Annotated in this window: 14 protein-coding genes; 9 read left to right on the top strand and 5 right to left on the bottom strand. The window is 54.6% G+C overall.

Going from position 1 to position 18,776, the window contains the following annotated elements:
- Positions 1 to 99 precede the first annotated feature (99 nt).
- The 9 genes from mgtE to LJE94_03255 all read left to right on the top strand — a co-directional run bounded on the left by mgtE (position 100) and on the right by LJE94_03255 (position 10,120).
- Positions 100 to 1,452 carry a magnesium transporter gene (gene mgtE, locus LJE94_03295; protein ID MCG6909135.1) on the top strand — a complete coding sequence of 451 codons (1,353 nt, stop codon included), beginning with the start codon at positions 100 to 102 and terminating at the stop codon, positions 1,450 to 1,452.
- A gap of 23 nt (positions 1,453 to 1,475) precedes the next feature.
- On the top strand, positions 1,476 to 2,240 hold the full coding sequence (gene recO, locus LJE94_03290) for a DNA repair protein RecO (protein ID MCG6909134.1): 765 nt from the start codon (positions 1,476 to 1,478) through the stop codon (positions 2,238 to 2,240).
- Between the two features lie 181 nt (positions 2,241 to 2,421).
- Complete coding sequence (locus LJE94_03285) at positions 2,422 to 3,510, top strand: galactokinase (GenBank protein ID MCG6909133.1); 1,089 nt, start codon at positions 2,422 to 2,424, stop codon at positions 3,508 to 3,510.
- A gap of 26 nt (positions 3,511 to 3,536) precedes the next feature.
- Positions 3,537 to 4,412 carry a glycine--tRNA ligase subunit alpha gene (gene glyQ, locus LJE94_03280; protein ID MCG6909132.1) on the top strand — a complete coding sequence of 292 codons (876 nt, stop codon included), beginning with the start codon at positions 3,537 to 3,539 and terminating at the stop codon, positions 4,410 to 4,412.
- Between the two features lie 76 nt (positions 4,413 to 4,488).
- Complete coding sequence (glyS, locus tag LJE94_03275; protein ID MCG6909131.1) at positions 4,489 to 6,564, top strand: glycine--tRNA ligase subunit beta; 2,076 nt, start codon at positions 4,489 to 4,491, stop codon at positions 6,562 to 6,564.
- Between the two features lie 67 nt (positions 6,565 to 6,631).
- A complete protein-coding gene (locus LJE94_03270) occupies positions 6,632 to 6,886 on the top strand; it encodes a hypothetical protein (protein MCG6909130.1) in 255 nt (84 codons plus the stop codon).
- Between the two features lie 328 nt (positions 6,887 to 7,214).
- Entirely contained in the window at positions 7,215 to 7,949 is a 735-nt protein-coding gene (locus LJE94_03265; protein MCG6909129.1) for a nucleoside phosphorylase, read from the top strand.
- Between the two features lie 25 nt (positions 7,950 to 7,974).
- On the top strand, positions 7,975 to 9,810 hold the full coding sequence (locus tag LJE94_03260; protein MCG6909128.1) for a DNA ligase: 1,836 nt from the start codon (positions 7,975 to 7,977) through the stop codon (positions 9,808 to 9,810).
- A 28-nt stretch (positions 9,811 to 9,838) separates the two neighbouring features.
- On the top strand, positions 9,839 to 10,120 hold the full coding sequence (locus LJE94_03255) for an acylphosphatase (protein MCG6909127.1): 282 nt from the start codon (positions 9,839 to 9,841) through the stop codon (positions 10,118 to 10,120).
- Here LJE94_03255 and ftsY read toward each other — a convergent pair.
- The 5 genes from ftsY to LJE94_03230 form a co-directional block, all read right to left on the bottom strand.
- Positions 10,114 to 11,295, bottom strand: a complete 1,182-nt coding sequence (ftsY, locus tag LJE94_03250; GenBank protein ID MCG6909126.1) for a signal recognition particle-docking protein FtsY — start codon at positions 11,293 to 11,295, stop codon at positions 10,114 to 10,116. The genes LJE94_03255 and ftsY overlap by 7 nt on opposite strands.
- Before the next feature lie 469 nt (positions 11,296 to 11,764).
- Positions 11,765 to 15,379 (bottom strand): chromosome segregation protein SMC, encoded by a 3,615-nt coding sequence (smc, locus tag LJE94_03245; protein MCG6909125.1) that lies wholly within the window; start codon positions 15,377 to 15,379, stop codon positions 11,765 to 11,767.
- Between the two features lie 445 nt (positions 15,380 to 15,824).
- Positions 15,825 to 16,556 (bottom strand): amino acid ABC transporter ATP-binding protein, encoded by a 732-nt coding sequence (locus LJE94_03240; GenBank protein ID MCG6909124.1) that lies wholly within the window; start codon positions 16,554 to 16,556, stop codon positions 15,825 to 15,827.
- Positions 16,553 to 17,563, bottom strand: a complete 1,011-nt coding sequence (locus LJE94_03235) for an amino acid ABC transporter permease (protein MCG6909123.1) — start codon at positions 17,561 to 17,563, stop codon at positions 16,553 to 16,555. Before LJE94_03235 ends, LJE94_03240 begins: the two co-directional genes overlap by 4 nt.
- A 240-nt stretch (positions 17,564 to 17,803) precedes the next feature.
- A complete protein-coding gene (locus tag LJE94_03230; protein ID MCG6909122.1) occupies positions 17,804 to 18,631 on the bottom strand; it encodes a transporter substrate-binding domain-containing protein in 828 nt (275 codons plus the stop codon).
- Positions 18,632 to 18,776: the final 145 nt, after the last annotated feature.

Here is an 18,776-nt window from a genome sequence, read left to right as displayed (position 1 = left end):
AGAATTCCTTACGGTGAAGATTCCCCTTAAGCTTGCTACGGGGAGTGTTCAATTCTTAAAATTTGAAACGCTTAGTTTCTATATTTTCCGAGGATTCCTATGCAGGGCGATCGCAATAAAATTTTGCTCGACAGCATTAAACGGCTGCTTCGACGCAATGCGCTGTACAATCTTCAGAAGATCGTTGACAAAACGCACGCCGCAGACCTTTCCAGGGTATTCGACTCCCTGACGCTTCAAGACCAGAAAAAACTGTTTCAGATGATAAGGGAAACCGAGCAAAAGGGGGTGCTCTTCAGCGAGATGGAGGAGGACACCTTCCTTGAGTTTGTGGAAGATCTGGAATTGGAGGAATTTGTTTCCATCCTGGAAAGCATGCCCAATGACGATGTTGCCGACATCATCGGCCGGTTGCCGGAGGAAAAATCCGATGAAATCCTCAAGTTGATGCAAAAGGAGGATTCGGAAAAAGTCGAGGGGCTGCTGCGGTACGGCGATGACACCGCCGGCGGCATCATGGTTCCGGACTTCATCGCATTGGAGGAGCATAATACCGCCAAGGAAGCCATTGAATCGCTGCAAAAAGAGCATCAGGACGTGGAGATGCCTTTCTATTTGTACGTAGTGAACGACTATGGCAACCTGGTGGGTGTCATTTCTTTGAGGCAATTGGTCGTCGTCCCTCCTCAAACCCCTTTGAAAGCGTTTATGACTACGGATGTGTTCGCCGTCAAAACCGACATGGATCAGGAAGAGGTGGCCCGAATCGTAGCCCGCTATGACATTTTGGCCGTACCGGTGGTGGATGAAACCAATAAGCTCGTCGGGATTGTCACCGTCGACGACGTCATCGACATCTTCAGGCGTGAAGCCACCGAAGATATATTGAAAATGGCCGGTGTGGGTGAGGAATACGTCGAGACCAAGTCTATTTTCAAGAGTACCCGCATCCGTTTCCCCTGGCTGTTTGCCAGTTGCGTCGGCGGCATCATCGCTTTTTACGTCATCGACGGCTTCGAGTCCAGCCTGAAACAGTTGGCATATCTCGCCGCTTTTATTCCGGTGGTTATGGGCATGGGCGGCAATATCGGAACGCAGTCATCGACCATCGTGGTTCGCGGTCTGGCCACCGGCCGGATCAATGTCAGGGAAATCTGGTCGGTCGTGTTGAAGGAGCTTGCCATCGGTGTCATATTGGGGTTGACCTACGGCATGTTTATCGGGATCGTGGCCCAACTGGTCTTCGGCACCATGGCACTGGCTGTTTCCGTGTGTTGCGCGATATTGTCCTCAATGGCCGTAGCCGCTCTTGTCGGATCGCTGGTGCCCATGGCTTTTGCCAAGGCCGATATCGATCCGGCCGTGGCCACAGGCCCTTTTGTGACGACATCCATCGATGTTATCAGTGTTTCCCTTTATTTTTCGATCGCCACGACCCTGCTGGGGGTGTAACGTATCCCGAGCTGCAGCTTTCGATGACACCATATACTACCCCCGCCATATTGATTCGCCGTGTGGACTATGGAGATTATGATCTCATCCTCACTTTCCTGACCAGGAACCGGGGGAAGATATCCCTTATCGCCAAGTCGGCCAAACGCAGCAAAAAACGGTTCGGGGGGCTGTTGGAACTGTTCAATTCGTTGGACATCGTGGTCAGCCGAAGACGGGGCAGGGGGCTTGCCGTCATTCAGGAAGCCTCCCTCATACAGCCGCTGTTCAACATCGCAGCCGATATCAGAAAAACCGCCTACGCCAGCTACTGGGCGGAACTGGTCAACTTATGGCTGGAGGAGGAACGGCAACAGAAGGATGTGTACGACCTGCTGGCATACGTTTTGACGGAGCTGGACGCCGGTACGATTTCCGGAGAAGTGCTGAGCATCCTGTTTCAGATGCGTTTTTTGGATATGTCAGGACTTTGCCCAAACCTCAGCAATTGCTGCACTTGCCGGATAGAGATAGATGCCGCCCCGCACAACCGGATGAATGTCGACTTGTCAAAGGGCGGTGTCGTATGCGAAAGATGTGCTCCCTATGGCAGGGAATCCCACTTTCTTTCGAAGGGGACCATCAAGCAACTCCAGTGGATCGGCAACGGAGATTTGCACAAGGCGGCCAGGATACGCTTTTCTGATCAGGCCCTCAAGGAAGGACTTCATTTTCTCGAATCCTTCGTACCCTACCACCTGGGAAAGGAACCCCGCAGCCTGAAGTTTCTCAGGCGGATACGTTTGTAATATTCTGAATTAATGATATTGTAAACCCCCGGCACGTAAGACCCGGCACTGGCTTCACCCTGTAAGTGCCTTGTGCATTGCGATTTTTTGAGTTCGTTGGGTTTGTTGCGCTACTCGCCAACCCAAATAACTCGAGTAACTCAATAACCCAAGCAACCCACGCGACCACAGGAAGGGTACCATGTCCACGGCCATGAGAGAGCTATTGAAATCGGGAGCGGTGAAGGCGTCGGCTCCCTGCAGGATCGACATGGGGGGCACCCTCGATCTGAGCACCTTTTTTCTGCCCTTGAGATTTGTTCGCCCCTGCACTTTTAATATCGCCCTGGCTTTGAGAACCACCGTTGTCCTTGAACCCTGGGAGAAGGAGAGAATCAGAATCAGCTCCAGGGGCTTCGAAGACGCCGAGTTTTATGCGGGGCAAGCGCCTTTCAACCATCCCCTCGGTTTCATGTTTGCCGTGGCCAATTATTTCGGTGCGGCGGGCGTTCGCATCACCATCGATTCATCTTCACCTCCCAGGAGCGCCCTGGGGGGATCTTCGGCGGCGGCGGTCGCTCTGGTGGCGGCCTTCGGAGCGGCGTTGCGGCGGGCAGGCAGGGGCGGATCGATTACCAGAAGAAGGGCGGCCCTGCTGGCACACGCCCTCGAGTCGAGCGTCGCCGGTGTGCCCTGCGGCCTCCAGGACCATCTTGCAGCTGCTTATGGGGGGGTGAACGCCTGGTACTGGCCTGAAAACATCGGTGCTCCCGATTTCAGGCGGGTTTCCGTCAAGCCGCCCGGCAAAGCCGAAAAACTCAAAGACCATATCCTGGTGGCCTACTGCGGCGTCCCCCACACATCGGCGGATATCAACGGTGAGTGGGTCAGGCAGTTCATAGCGGGAACGGATCGCAACAAGTGGGTTCAGGTGGCCGAGTGCACCCATGGGTTCGTCGAAGCGCTGTCAACCGGAGATTATAAAGAGGCCGCCGCGTGCATGAACAGGGAGGTCGCGCTTCGTACGGCGATGACGCCGGAGGTCTTGGATGGCGTCGGCCGACAACTGGTGGAGGGGGCTGTAAATGCCGGGTGCGGCTCCCGCTTTACGGGTGCCGGCGGGGGAGGGTGCGTGTGGGCTCTGGGTGATGTTGAAGATATTGACAGGCTGAGGCAGATATGGGAAAAAGCTCTTTCAACCAGAGCGGATGCCCGGTTGCTGGACGCCGCCGTTGACCGCACCGGGATGAAGGTCACCTCATCGTCGAGGGCCGGTCTCAGAGGTGCTTGAACCACATGGCAAAGCGAGGAACGTATATGAATTTTCAGGATATAATCTTAAAGCTGAATCAATTCTGGGCCAGGAAGGGGTGCCTCATCACGCAGCCCTATGACCTGGAGGTGGGTGCCGGGACCTTTCACCACAACACGACCCTGAAAGCGCTGGGACCGGAACCGTGGAACGTTGCTTATGTGCAGCCTTCCAGGCGCCCCACCGACGGTCGTTACGGAGAAAATCCCAACCGGCTCCAGCACTATTATCAGTACCAGGTGCTGCTGAAGCCGTCGCCCTATGATGTTCAGCGGCAGTATTTGCAAAGCATGAAAGTGCTGGGTGTCGACCCTCTGGAGCACGACATCCGTTTTGTGGAAGATGACTGGGAATCGCCGACACTGGGGGCTTCCGGCCTCGGATGGGAGGTTTGGCTGGACGGTATGGAGATTACGCAGTTCACCTATTTCCAGCAGGCCGGCAGTGTCGAACTGTCGCCCATTCCGGTAGAACTGACCTACGGTCTCGAAAGAATCGCCATGTATCTGCAGGGCGTGGACAATGTGTACGACCTCATGTGGAACGACACCGTGACCTACGGGGACGTGCATCACCAGCAGGAAGTGGAGCAGTCCACCTACAATTTTGAAAAAGCCGATGTGGACATGCTCTTCGACCTGTTTAACAAGTATGAACACGAAGGTCAGCGGATGAAGGCGGAGGGGCTGGTTCTGCCCCTGTACGAATACTGCCTGAAGTGTTCCCACACCTTCAACCTGCTGGATGCCCGGGGGGCTATCAGCGTCACAGAGAGGACCGGCTACATAGCCCGCATAAGGAATTTGGCGCGTGCGGCGGCGGAAGGTTACCTTAAACAGAGGGAGGCCATGGGCTATCCTCTGCTGAAGAAAGGGGCGTGAACCGGCCGTTGCGTATTTTATCGAATCCTAAAATAACGACATACGTTTTCCGTTTGTAATAATGGTAGAGGTGAGCATGGACAATTTACTGGTTGAGATCGGTGCGGAGGAGATACCCGCGGGATATATCGCACCCGCTCTGGAGGCCATCACTGCAAATCTGCTTAAAAAACTGAGCGCCGCCCGCATCGAACACGGGGGAGCGCATACATTCGGGACGCCGAGGCGTCTGGCCGTTATGGTTGAACAGGTTGCGGCAAAGCAGCCTACCATTTCAAAAGACGTGCAGGGACCTCCCGAGAAGGTGGCTTTTGACGCGGATGGCAATCCGACCGTTCCCGCCGTGAAATTTGCAGAAAAGGTAGGCGTGCCCGTTACGTCACTTAAACTGAAAGAAACGGAAAAAGGGCGTTACCTCAGCGCTCGGGTGACGGAAAGGGGGCTGGCCACCAAGACCCTGTTGCAGCGGATGCTGCCCGAGGTCATCCTGGCGACGCCATTTCCCAAGACGATGAAATGGGCGACACTGGATATTCAGTTTGCGCGGCCCGTGCATTCCGTGGTCGCCCTGCTGGGCAAGCAGATCGTTCCCTTTAAATTGGACAACATCAAAAGCGGCCGGCACTCCTACGGGCACAGCTTCATGCACCCGGGAAAAGTCAAGATAGAACATCCGGACGGGTACCTGGACGCCCTGCGCGGCGTCGAAGTCATCGCGGATATCGGCGAACGCAGGCAGATGGTCCTGCAGGAAATTGAACGCGCCGCGTCGGCCGTGGGCGGCAACATACTGCCCGATGAAGAACTGGTCGATATCGTCACCAATCTGGTGGAATTTCCCGTTGCGACCGCAGGCAAATTTGACGACGATTTTCTGGCGATCCCAAGGGAAATTCTGATTACGGCCATGCGGGAGCACCAGAAGTATTTTGCGGTTGTCGACGGCGGGGGAAAGCTTATGCCCTATTTCATTGCCGTCAACAATACCCGCACCAGGGATCTTGGCCTGGTGGCCACCGGGCACCAGCGGGTTCTGAGGGCGCGCCTCTCGGACGCCAAGTTTTTCTACAACAGCGACGTCAAGGCCTCGTTCGGTCCCTGGATAGAAAAACTGAAAGGGGTCCTGTTTCAGGCAAAGCTCGGCAGCATGCAGGAGAAGGTCGGCCGGGTTAAAATGCTGGCCGCCTATCTGGCCGACCAAGCGGGAAAGGATGCCGGCTTCAGGTCGCGGGTGACCAGAGCGGCGGAACTGTGCAAAGCCGACCTGGTAAGCCAGGTGGTGGTGGAATTCCCGAAACTTCAGGGGGTAATGGGCCGGGTTTACGCCGGTGTGGCCGGCGAGCCCCAAGATGTGGCCAGCGCCATAGAGGAGCACTACCGACCGACGTTTTCGGGCGGGAAACTCCCGGTAACGGATACCGGCGCCATCCTGGCCATTGCGGACAAAATAGATTCCATCTGCGGATGTTTCTCCGTGGGCCTGATTCCTACCGGCGCTTCCGACCCCTACGCCCTCCGCAGGCAGGGAATCGGCATCGTCAACATCATGCAGGACAAAGCGTTTGGTTTTTCCCTGCAGGATCTCATCGCCAAAAGCCTCGAACTTTTTAAATCCAAAGCGGATTTCGACTTTACGGAAATCGTGGAAAAAGTACACACCTTCATCCAAAACCGCATGGCGCACATCCTGGTTGAAAATGGCTTTTCCAAAGATGTCGTTGCCGCCGTCACCAGTGCGGGGGCGGAAAACGTGCCGCAGGTGTGGCGAAGGGTCAAGGCCCTGGAAGACCTGAAGGGGGCCCCGGATTTCGAACCGTTGGCGGCGGCGTTCAAACGCGTGGTCAACATCATCAGGAAAACCGAGGGCGGGGTTCAGACCCGGGTCGACGAAGATCTGTTTTCCCATGCGTCTGAAAAGGATTTGCTGACGGCCTTCCGTGATGTGGAGAACCAGGTGTCGGCGCTTTTTGCCTCCGGCGACTTCGAGGAAGCGCTGTTGAAAATCGCTTCGCTGAAGGATGCCGTGGATGCTTTTTTCGACGGTGTGCTGGTCATGGCCGAGGACCTTAAGGTCCGCAACAACCGCCTCGCTCTATTGGGGGGCATTGCCGCCCTCTTCGGCCAGTTCGCCGACTTTTCGAAGCTGGCCTGATTTTCCATGGCCGATATTGAAACGCTCAATTCAGGTAGGATAACGATTTGATGTTACAGGAGACAATATGCCATTCGACCCCGAAAAAGATAAAGTCCTCAAACGTTGGAAGTGTGAAGAGACCGGCCTGGTGGTGACGATCAACCAGTACAACGAGGGACAGCCCAAAGTGCAAATCGGCCCGCGAATACTGCTCAAAAAGGATGGTTCGGAAAGGGCACCGGTGAGAGCCGGTCGTCTGAGCATGGAAGACGTGATGTGGCTGTACGATACCATCGATGAAATCAAGGACACCCTGTCGGAGTATGCATCGCCCGAGTGATCAGCTGCAGCGGGGGCTTTAATCACGTATTGAAATCCTGGTCCTGTGGGCCAGGTCAGAGATATTTGGCTGTGCCGGCAACAAGGGTAATAAAATTCCAAGCACCAAATCCGAAATCCTAAACAATATCAAATGGCCAAAATTCAAATGATCCAAACATAGACGTAAGCTGCCGGTGGTCGGGTTTCAGTGGAAAAAAATAAAACCAATCACGAAAGCACGAAAGCGGGAAAGCACGAAAATTTTCATGATCTTTTTCGTGTTTTTGAACTTTCGTGTTTTCGTGATAAATGATCTTTCTCTTTTCCGGTTTGCCCGGAAGCTTCTCATGGACAACGACGAGCCCATCGTAAAGCCTGTCAGAGGCAAAAACTCACCGCAACTGGGGCCGGTGGCCGTCATGGCGGCCCCCAAACCGGATCTCCAGCCCCTGGCGGCATCCCTGGGAATGGAGAATACGAAACCCGCACCACTGTTTACCGGAAATCTGTTTGCCGGGGATGGACCGGCGGCCGGTTATTCTCTGGCGGGCCCCTTTCTGGGGTCACCGCACGCTGCTATGCTGATGGAGGTGCTGGCGAGCCGGGGGGCTGAAAAGGTGATCTTTCAGGGTTGGTGCGGGTCCCTCAATGCCGGCGTGCGCATCGGCGATATCGTCGTTCCGACCGGGGGGATCGTGGACGAGGGTACCTCGCCCCACTATGGGGTGGGTGCGGGAGAAATTTCCCGACCGTCCGAAGCACTCCGCAACGCCTTGTGCGGTGTACTTCACGATGAAGCGTTGCCATTCCACGAGGGCGTGGTCTGGACAACGGACGGTGCCTTCAGGGAGACACCGGCAAAGGTGGCCTGCTATCAACGGAAAAAGGCGCTGGCGGTGGAAATGGAGATGTCCTGCATTTTCAGCGTGGCCGCATCTCTGGGAATCGATGCCGGGGGGCTGCTGGTTGTGTCGGATGAACTGTTCGCCATGCAGTGGAAGCCGGGATTCAAGAGTGAGGCATTCAAGCGGGGGCGTATGAGCGCCGCCGGTGTTGTCGGGAAACTTTGCAAGCTGCTATAGCCTTTGGCAACCGGTATCATATGACATGCAAGATCGAAGCATCGAAAAACTGGCCGAGAGGCTCGAAGCCTGCAACGCCGCCTACCGAAGCGGAAACCCGCTCGTCAGCGACCGGGAATATGACGAACTGGTGGAGCGCCTGCGGGAGCTCGCCCCTCGGCATCCCTTTCTGACAAAGGTCGAACCGGAGAGGTTTGACGGGAAAATAGAGATCCGGCACCCCGTCCCCATGCTTTCTACGGAAAAGGCCTACAGCCGCGATGATGTCGAGCGTTTTGTCAACCGGGTGCAAAAAGCCGCCGTGCAGATCGGACTCGAAGAGATCACCTTCCGAGTGACTCCCAAGCTGGACGGCCTGGCCGGGAGGGACGACGGCAGGGCTTTCGTCTCCCGGGGCAACGGGGAGACCGGTTACGAAATAAGCAGCGCCTTCGACAAGGGCGTGGTTCCGTTGGGAGGCAGGGGAAACGGGCTCGGGGAGATCGTGGTCCGGCAGTCCTATTTTACGGAAAGACTGTCCGGCGTTTTCGAGCACCCGCGCAACATGGTGGTGGGCATCGTGTCGTCCGACACGGTCAACGAGATAGCCCGGCAGGCACTGGACGACGGCGTTGTCCATTTCGTTCCGTACGACGAACTGCCCCGCTGGGAAGGCAGCGGAGAGGAACTGCTCGATGGCCTGGAGGCCATTGTCGAAGATCTCGCATCGAAAACCGACTACCCCATGGACGGGGTCGTGGCGGAAGCCGTCGACGAGGAATTGAAAACCAGCATGGGGGCTACCGCCCACCACCACCGTTGGCAGATCGCCATTAAATCCAAGGGAGCCACGGCGGAGACCGATGTGGAGGGCCTCACCTGGCAGGTTGGGCGCACCGGCAACGTCACCCCGGTCATGGAGGTTAAACCCGTTCTGCTTTCCGGTGCCACAATCAGAAGGGTGACCGCCCACCATGCGGGCATGGTGGTGAGAGAGGGGCTCGGCAGGGGGGCGGTCGTCGAAATTATCCGCAGCGGTGAAGTGATCCCAAAGCTGGAAAAGGTCATAAAACCCGCCGATGCGGTCAGCCTGCCGGAAAACTGCCCTGTTTGTGCAACCCCGCTGACGTGGCAGAATGATTTCCTGCGCTGCACCAACCCCCGGTGCCGGGCTCAAGTCGAGCAGTCCATCAGCCACTGGTTCAAAACCCTGGGCAATGCCGACTGGTTCGGTATTAAAACCATTCAGAAAATAGTGGCCGCCGGATTCGATTCCCTGGAAAAAATCTATGCCCTTACGGAAGCGGATTTCGTGGCAATGGGCTTCGGCCCTGTGCAGTCCAAAAACCTGGCCGAGTCACTGAATATCAGCCGGAGAAAACCGGTGGAAGCATGGCGCTTCCTGGCAGCCTTTGGCATTGCCAACCTGGGAAAAGGCGACAGTCGCAAGCTGTTGTCACACATATCGCTTAAAGACCTCCTGCAGGCCGAACAAGAGGAGATAGAATCCATCAACGGGTTTGGCGGGGTCACCAGCCTGTCGGTACATCAGGGGATTGAAAGGCTGAAAAACACGATCGAGCACATGCTGTCGCTCGGCTTCAATCTCGTTGCGCCCGATCCGCTTCAGGATCAGGCGGCAGCCGACAGTGCGATTGCAGGCAAGGGCATTGTGTTCACCGGAAAAATGAAACAGGGCAGCAGGGAAGAGATGCAGGCACGGGCCAGGAACCTGAGGGCCCGGGTGCAAACGAGTGTGAGCGGAAAAACGGACCTGCTGGTGTGCGGCGAGAAAGTAGGCGCAGCCAAAATCAAAAAAGCCGAATCCCTGGGAGTGACGATTTTGTCCGAGGAAGCGTATCTGGCGCTTATCAAGCCGTGATATTCCCTTTTTCTACAAGGAGGCCGATATGGGAAATAAAGTTCGTGCGCATGCCATTATCACCGGCAGGGTCCAGGGGGTTTGTTTTCGCATGGAAACCTGCCGGGCCCTGGAGCGCCTCGACGTATCGGGCTGGGTCAGAAACAAACGCGACGGGTCGGTGGAGGCCGTTTTCGAAGGAGAGCAGGCCGATGTCGATGCCGCTCTGGGCTGGTGCCGGCAGGGGCCGCGCCTATCCAGGGTGGACGACGTGCGTATCACCTGGCAGGACTACATCGGCGAGTTCCCGGGATTCGATGTCACCTATTGAAACAGCGCTTCCACAAATGTTTCCCGGTCGAAGGGTTGCAGGTCATCGATCCCTTCACCGACGCCGATATACTTCAGCGGGATGTTGAGGGTGCTGCAGATGCCCACGACGATGCCGCCCTTGGCGGTCCCGTCCAATTTTGTCAAGGCGAGACCCGTGATGTCGAGGGCTTCGTTGAACAGGTTTGCCTGGGAGATCGCGTTCTGGCCCGTGGTGGCATCTAAAACCAGCAGAATTTCATGAGGAGCGCCGGGAATTTTTTTTGAGACGGTGCGTTTGATCTTCTTGATTTCTTCCATCAGATTCACCTTGGTGTGCAGCCTTCCGGCGGTGTCGATCAGTACGACGTCGGTGTCTCTGGCCTGGGCGGCTTCGAGGCTGTCGTAAGCCACGGCGGCGGGATCGGCATTGTCCCTGTGTTTGACGATGTCGGCACCCGCCCGTTCGGCCCATATGGAGAGCTGCTCGGTGGCGGCGGCCCTGAACGTGTCGGCGGCGGCGATCAACACCTTTTTTCCTTTGGCGCGCTGATTGGCGGCCAGTTTCCCTATGGTGGTGGTTTTGCCGACCCCGTTGACCCCCACGACCATGACCACGTGGGGTTTTGCGTCCGTGGTTTCCGGAGACGTTTCGATGGTGCCCATGGTTTTCAGAATTTCTTTCTTCAGAAAGCTTTTGAGCTGGGCGGCATCCTTGATGCTGCCTGATTTTCTGGAAATGCTTTCGATGAGCTCCATGGCGGTGGCCACACCGATATCCGAGGTGATCAGCAGCTCTTCGAGCTCCTCTAGGAGATCCTCGTCCAGCTTTCTTTTCCCGGTGAAAAGGTCGTCGATGTCGGTGGTTAAAATGTCGCGGGTTTTGGACAGGCCTTTCTTGAGGCGTTTGAAGAAGCTTTTCTTTTTCTCCGGTTCATCGCCCGCATTTTGATCCGGTTTTATTTCCGTTTCATCTTCCGGGGGTGCGGCCTTTTCTCCAGAACGTTCCCCGGAGGGATCCGCCGCTGCGGGCCGGGTCGTGTCGTTCACGGCTTCCGCAGCCGGTGTTTCCCGGTGGTCGGCCTCAGCTTCTTCGGTTAGCGTTTCATCAGATATTTCTGTTTCGTCTGACGCGTCCCCCGCGGTTGTCAGCCCTTTATCGTCACGCGTCTTCTTTTTGAACCATTTCAATGCCATTTTTTCTCCACACCATTTTCATATGCCATGATTTTGAGCATTTGCCATATACATGTTTCGTTTCAACATTGGATTGGCAGGTGGCGGGATTGTTTTTCAAAGCACCATATCATCGATAATCTGCACGGCTGTCGGAGTGCCCTGCCGGATTGGTGATGTCTCCGCTAGCTGATTTTATTAAAAATCTGTATTTTTTCATCAACAATCCGGCGGGCACAGGGTATGCCTTGGTTTGATATGACGCTTTGAAAAACAATCCCGCCACCCGCTCATGGCATACGGAACGGTATTCTGGCAAACACTATCGTGATTTTTTATAACACATTTATTTGAATCTGAAAATTTATAAAAAACGGTATAGTTTCCTTTATTTTTTAATAATTTTTCAAGTTTTACGTATAGAAAATCAGGAAAAGAATTTAAAACACAGCTATCCTGCGGTTTGTTTACGATTACGGCCTTGAAAAAATTATGCGGCTTGCTGTTTGGCGAGATTCACCGAAACGACTTTCGAAACGCCCTTTTCCCCCATGGTGATTCCGAACAGGGTGTCGGCAAATTCCATGCTGCGCTTGTTGTGGGTGATCATGATTATCTGGGATTTCTCCCCGATGACCTTCAGCAGATCGTTGAAGCGAAAAACATTGGCTTCATCGAGGGGCGCATCGATTTCGTCCATCAGGCAGAAGGATGTGGGTTTGATCAGGAAAATGGAAAAAATGAAAGCAATGGCCGACATGGCCTTTTCCCCTCCCGACAGAAGACTCATGCGGGTCAGCTTTTTTCCGGGGGGTTGAATCATGTATTCCACCCCGGTTTCCAGCGGATTGTTCGGCTCGGTCAGGGTCAGTTTGGCCGCCCCCCCCTCGAACAGGCGGGGAAACACTTCTTTCAGCTTTTCATTGACGGCATCGAAGGTTTGGGTAAAGCGTTCCTGGGTGATCCTGTTGATTTTTTTAATCACCCGATGCAGGTCATTGATGGCCTTCATCAAGTCGTCCCTCTGTTCAACCAGAAAGTCGTAGCGATTTTTTAGCTGGTCATACTCATCGATAGCCCCCAGGTTGACGTCGCCGATTCTGGCCATTCTTTTGCGGAGTTTTTCCAACTCACCTTCCATGGCTTCTATGTCGAGCGGCTCCTCGTCCGCTGATGGGGGAAACTGAAACCGCAGCTGCCCGACGTCGGAATGGTAGCGCTCCTTCAGGCGGCTGCCGATGTTTTCCTGCTGCATTTTCTGCTGGGAATGTTCGATCTCGAGCAGTCGAATTTTTTGGAGCGTTTCCTCCCTTTCGTTCTGGATGCCGGAGATAAGGTCATCGTTTTTCTTCAGCTCCGTTTCGATTTCGAGGTAATTCGACTCGTTGAGTTCAAGTGTGCGGCTTAGCTGATTGAGTTCTTCGTACAGTTCGGTAACGCTTTGTTCATGACGCACGATCTTTTCTTTCGAGTCCGACAAACGACGGGTTTTGGCGGCAATTTCCCCGTCAATCTGTTGGATCCTGACCAGACCGTCCTGCCTGAATTCTTCGAGGCGTTTGAGGGTGTGGTTGCTGTTGTCCAGCCGGGCATCCAGAGACGTCAGTTTCAGCTTCAATTCAACCAGGGCCTGGTTGAAGGATTCCGCTTCGCGGGAGTCCGTCTCTATTTGCACTTTTGTTTCCGCTACCGCGGCCTGGGCTTCCGTGACGCGTTTTTCGATATCGGCAATTGCCTGGTTGTATTGCGACATTTCTGCATCGATATCGCTTTCCTCGCCCAGCAGTTGTTCCTGTTCGAGCCTGAGAACGTCCAGATGACGCCGGGTATGCTTGAGGCTTTCCGTGGCCTTGTACAGGCTCTTTTCCTTTTCGACCTCTTCCTCGGACAGGTCATACTTTCTTTCCAGGCGCTGCTGCAGTTTGTCCTCGGATTCCTTTACCGCTTCCTCCAGCTCGGATTGCCGCTCCCGGGCTGCCAGAAGCTTTTGGGCCAGTTCCCTTTCACGTTGGTAAAGCCGTTTGATCTCCTGTTTCTTTGAAAGGATGCCGGACAGTTTTTCCCTGGTGCCGCCGATGATAATACCCTGGTGGGAAATGACGTCGCCGTTTTTGGTGACGATGGTCTGCAGGCGCCCGTTGCGGTTAAAAAGTTCGAGGGCCTCGGCCATATCCGTGGTAACGGCCACATGACCGAGCAGTGCCTGGGCGACGTTTTCGAATCCTTTTTTCACCGATACGCGATTCAAAAGCAGTTTGCCGGGTTCCGGTCCCTGCATGTTTTCGGAGGCCAGGCGTTTGACGTCCGGCAGCGGGATGAATCCGCTGCGTCCTTTCCCTGTGGTTTGCAGGTAGTCGATGGCATCCGCTCCCGTGGTCTGCTGTTTGACGATGATATACTGAAGCTGTTCGCCTAGAACCGCTTCCACGGCGGCTTCATAAGTGGGTTCCGGCACGAGGATGTCCGCCATCAGCCCCAGAACATTGCCGGCGAGCTTTTGGTTCCATTCCGCATTTTCAGGCCTCTTGCCATCTGCAGAGGTTCGGGCCGCCTGCATGACAGCCTTGACGCCGTCCTTGTACCAGGCATAGCTTTCTTCCATTTTTTTTAGGGCGGCATACTGTGAGTTTACCCTGTTCTGCTCCAGTTCAATGCCCTGCGCCAGCTTCACCTGACCGGCAAATGCCTGGCTTCTTTCGGCGAGCTTTTTCTCAACCGCCTGGATTTCCTCCTTGACGGATGTGATTTCGCCCCTCAGCTGCTCGAGATCCTCTCCGATCAGATCGACCTCCGCCTGTTGGGCGGAAACCTTTTTTTCGGCGGTGGCCGTTTCCTGGTCGGTGCGCTTCTGCCTGCGCCGCAGACTCTCTTTGTTGTTGGTGGCGTTCTGGTAAATATTCTTGAAGCGCGCCTCCTGGGCGACAAGGTCCATCAGGGTCGATTTATGGCTGTCGAGCAGGCGGTTCAACTCTTCCAGACGCTCTTTGTTTTTTTGAACCACCTCCCGTTCGCTTTCCAACCGGCGGTGAACGTCCTCTTTTTCGGTTTTGACGGCACCGGCTTCATATTTTACCTGATCGATTTCGGTCAGGATGCTCTGATTCTTCTCTTTCAGGTCGGTTTTGGCGGACTCCAGCTCAATGACCTCGGTGCCCAGTCTCTCGATTTCCTCCTTCAGGTGGGCCAGGTCTGATTCCGTGCGGTCCAGTCTGCGTTGGATGTCGAACTGTCTTGACTTTTGGTTTGATATCTCCTGGTTTTTCTGCCAGCGTCGCATCTTGATCTCTTCGACGGCCGCGTCGATTTTTTTCAGTTGCGAGGTGTGCTGAATGTCTTTGTCCCTTTGCGATTCCAAAAGAGCGGCGGTTTCCCTGATCTTGGCCGCATAATCATCGAAATAGTGCAACCCCAGCCGGATGTCCAACTCCCTGGCGCCTGTTTTATATTTCTTGAAACGCTCCGCCTTGCGTGCCTGTCGTTTGAGACCGGCCATCTGGCGCTCGATTTCAACGATGATATCGTTGACCCGCAAAAGATTCTGGTTGGTCGAGGCCACCTTGCGCAAGGCTTCCTTTTTTCGATTTTTATAGCGCGTTACACCGGCGGCTTCTTCTATGAACAGGCGGCGATCCTCGGGGCCGGCATCGGTGATGGCCCCGATGTTTCCCTGCTGAATGACGGCATAGGTCTTGGCGCCCATACCGCTTCCCATAAACACATTGTGGATGTCTTTCAGACGGCATGGACGCCGGTTTATGAAATAGGCGCTTTCCCCTGAGCGGTAGAGCCTCCGGGTGACATTGATTTCCGCAAAATCCTTCAGCTCTTCGGGTGCCGAACCGTTGTCGTTGAGGAGCGTCAAGGACACCTCCGCCATGTTCAACGGGGCCTTTCCCCGTGTGCCTGCAAAAATGACGTCTTCCATGGCTTTGCCCCGGAGCTGCTTGACGCTCTGCTCACCCATCACCCAGCGCAGGGCGTCGACGATATTGCTTTTACCGCAGCCGTTGGGGCCCACCACGGCAGATATACCGGTCGGGAACTCGATGGCGGCCTTTTCCGGGAAGGATTTAAAACCTGATATTTCCAGCTTTTTAAGCTTCATGGAATGGAGATCTCCTCTTGCTTTTTTCTTTATGCATTTGTAGCCGGCGCTTTTTTAAGATTCCCGCTGCGCCCGAGGCACAAAACAGGCAAAAATGGGGGTTGTCGTGCCGCAGGCGAGCGGTTCCCGGTCACAGATCTTTTTGCGCCTGACATTATCCCGGGTAATTTAGCAGATATAGGGCGGCTTGTAAAGAAAAAACACAAGGGGGAGTGGGTTTGCCGTATAAAAGGCACAAGATGTGGATATTTCGTTTTACGTTTCAGGTGTTAGGTTTTAAGATGCGCCTTGCATCCGGCTTTTCGCCGCTTAATGCCCAGCACCCAACCCGGATAAACCGGAAAAGATAAAGATCATTTATCACGAAAACACGAAAAAGACCATGAAGATGTGCGTGTTTTGCTGTCATTTAAACTCGTAAGGAGCTAAAACGTAAAATGGATCTTTACAAAATCTGACTGAGAAAAAGCTTGGTCCTTTCGTGCCCCGGATTGGTAAAAAAGTGTTCCGGAGTGCCGACTTCCACGATGGCGCCGGCGTCCATAAAGATGACCCGGTCCGCCACCTCCCGGGCAAATCCCATTTCGTGGGTCACCACCACCATGGTCATGCCTTCCTTTGCCAGGGTTTTCATGACGTCGAGCACCTCCCCGATCATTTCGGGGTCGAGGGCCGAAGTGGGTTCGTCGAAAAGCATCACCTTGGGATCCATGGCCAGGGCGCGTGCAATCGCCACCCGCTGCTGCTGCCCTCCGGACAGGTTGTCCGGGTAGGCTTTGGATTTGTCGGCAATGCCGACCTTGTTGAGCAGAAACATGGCCTTTTCCTTGGCCTTGTCCTTGGAGCGTTTGCGGACGACCGTCTGGGCAAGGCTGACGTTTTCAAAGACGGTTTTATGCGGGAAAAGGTTAAAGGACTGAAACACCATGCCGACTTCGGCGCGGACCTTGTTGATGTTGGTCTTGTGGTCGAGGACATCGATGCCGTCGATGATGATGTGACCGGAATCGGCTTTTTCCAGGCGGTTGAGGCATCTTAAGAAAGTGCTTTTTCCGGAACCGGAGGGGCCGCAGACCACGACCACCTCACCGGCGGCTACGTTGGCCGAAACATCCACCAGGGCCTTGACGTCGTGGGGGATGTGAAACGTTTTGTGAACATGCTGGATGTCAATCACTTTGTGGCCGTCCTCCTCTCGAGATGTTGCACGAACATGGAAAGGGTGAATGTCAAAACAAGATAGAGTACCGCCACCACCAGATAGATTTCAAAGGGCTGCAGGCTGGCACTGACCGCTTCCCTTCCAGCTTTGGTGAGTTCCCGGATGGCGATGATTCCCAACAGCGAAGAATCCTTGATCAGGCTGATGAACTGACCGGCAAGGGGGGGCAGTATCCTGCGCATGGCCTGGGGCAAAATAATGTGATACATGCTCTGGGCGTAGGTCATGCCCACGGAGCGTGCGGCTTCCGTCTGGCCCCGATGGATGGACTGGATGCCGGCCCTCACGATTTCGGTGACATAGGCGCCGGCAAAACAGGCCAGAGAGGCCACGCCGTACCAGAAAGCGGAAAGCCTGCCCAAACCGTAGGCGGCCAAAAGGTCGTTGATAACGGTTCCCAGAACGAAGTACCAGATCAGGATCTGCACCATCAGGGGGGTGCCCCGGATGATTTCGACATAGACGATGCTGATCCATTTGAAGGCCGGATTGGAGGAGATCCTGGCCAGGCCCCCGGCGACACCGATGATAATGCCGAAAATCGTGGCCATGACACTGAGCTTAAGGGTAATCCAGAGGCCGATCATCAGGAGCCCGGGTTTCCACTTGGTGTAGGAGCCCAGCACGTCCCCGATGGAGACCATATCGCCCCTTCCGACCTTCAAACCCTGAGTGGGGACGCGGTAGGCGGCTTTTTCATCGAATTCCTGGACGGTTACGATGGTGTCGTCACCCTCGACTCGCAGGTTGACCACTTCTCCATCCAGTCCCGAAGTGATTTCGATGGTATCCTCGTAGGCGAAGTAGATCGGCATGCGGTTCCAGCGCCAGACGTATTCGATTTTCTGGGTCGCATAATAGAAAAGGCCGACAAACACGAGGACAAAAACAACGAAGACACCCACCCACTTGTTGTAGCCCGGGGGCTTTTGTATTTTTTGTTTTTGGGAATTTTTAGTCATGGTGCCACGTTTTGAATTTCAGGGCTAAGGGCTAAAAATGGGCGGCGGTCCATCTCGGGTCGTTCGACCGGCCGCGGGCTACATTCCCCAAATGCCACAAGGCCGGCCGATCTCGTTCATACGGGATCAGCCGGCCTTATTCAGGGCGTCAGCAAAATTAACGCCCAATACCTCGACGTTGCAAATAGACAGGTTGCCCATGTCGTTTGTGCAACTGTGAGGGAAAATTGCTGGCAGTTATTACTCGAGCTCTTTTTTCCAGTCCGAACCGATGATCCATTTGTTGTAGACTTTTTCATAGAACCCATCCCCCTTGCTCTGCCTGAGGAAATTGTTCAGGAAATTGAGGAAGTCGGGGTCGCCTTTGTTGATGGCCCAGGCCAGCGGTTCGTAGGTGAAGGGCTTGTTCAGGAAAACCGTCTTGCCTTTGCCCTGGCTGCCGTACATGTAGCCGCAGAAGGGCAGATCGTAGACCATGGCATCGGCCTTGCCGTTGATGACTTCCAGGGCGGCTTCGCTTTCGCTTTCAAAAGCCTTGTAGGTTGCTTTGGGGATGTATTTTTTAATGGCTTGCTCACCGGTGGTTCCCAACCTGGAAGTCAGGATGTATTTCGGGTCGTTCAGGTCTTTGTAGGAAAGGACTTTACCTTCGTGTTTTTTATTCAACAGGATGGTCTGCCCGACGACGATGTAGGGGTTGGCAAAGTTGATTTTGAGGTTTCTTTCCTGGGTGATCGTCATGCCGCCCATGATGATGTCGAACTTGTCCGTCACGAGTCCGGCAATGATACCGTCCCAGGCAATGTTGACCGGTACGAACTTGACGCCCATGGCCTTGGCCAACTGGCGGCCGAAGTCCATATCGAAACCGATGAACTTGCCGGTTTTGGCGGTCATTTCAAACGGAACGTAGCCGGATTCGAATCCAACGCGCAGTTCACCCCTTTTCAGGACCTTTTCGACCGTCGATTTTTTTGCCAGCTCGATGTCCGCACCGAATACCGCTGTTGAAAAAATGAGCCCCAGCACGGCAATGGCAAAAAGCCCCGTCAATAATCCTCTCTTCATGTTTCGCCTCCTTACGTTTTTGGGATTTTGGAATGACCAGAACCTGATTTCAACTTAAGCACAGTTAAAGGAACTGATGTCTCGTGCCAAAACAAAATTAACCATTATACTATAATATCGGTATTGTAAACCTTTTATAGCGGTT

It is taken from the genome of Deltaproteobacteria bacterium (assembly GCA_022340465.1).
Taxonomy (GTDB): domain Bacteria; phylum Desulfobacterota; class Desulfobacteria; order Desulfobacterales; family B30-G6; genus JAJDNW01.
This window is presented reverse-complemented; position numbering and strand designations above follow the sequence as displayed.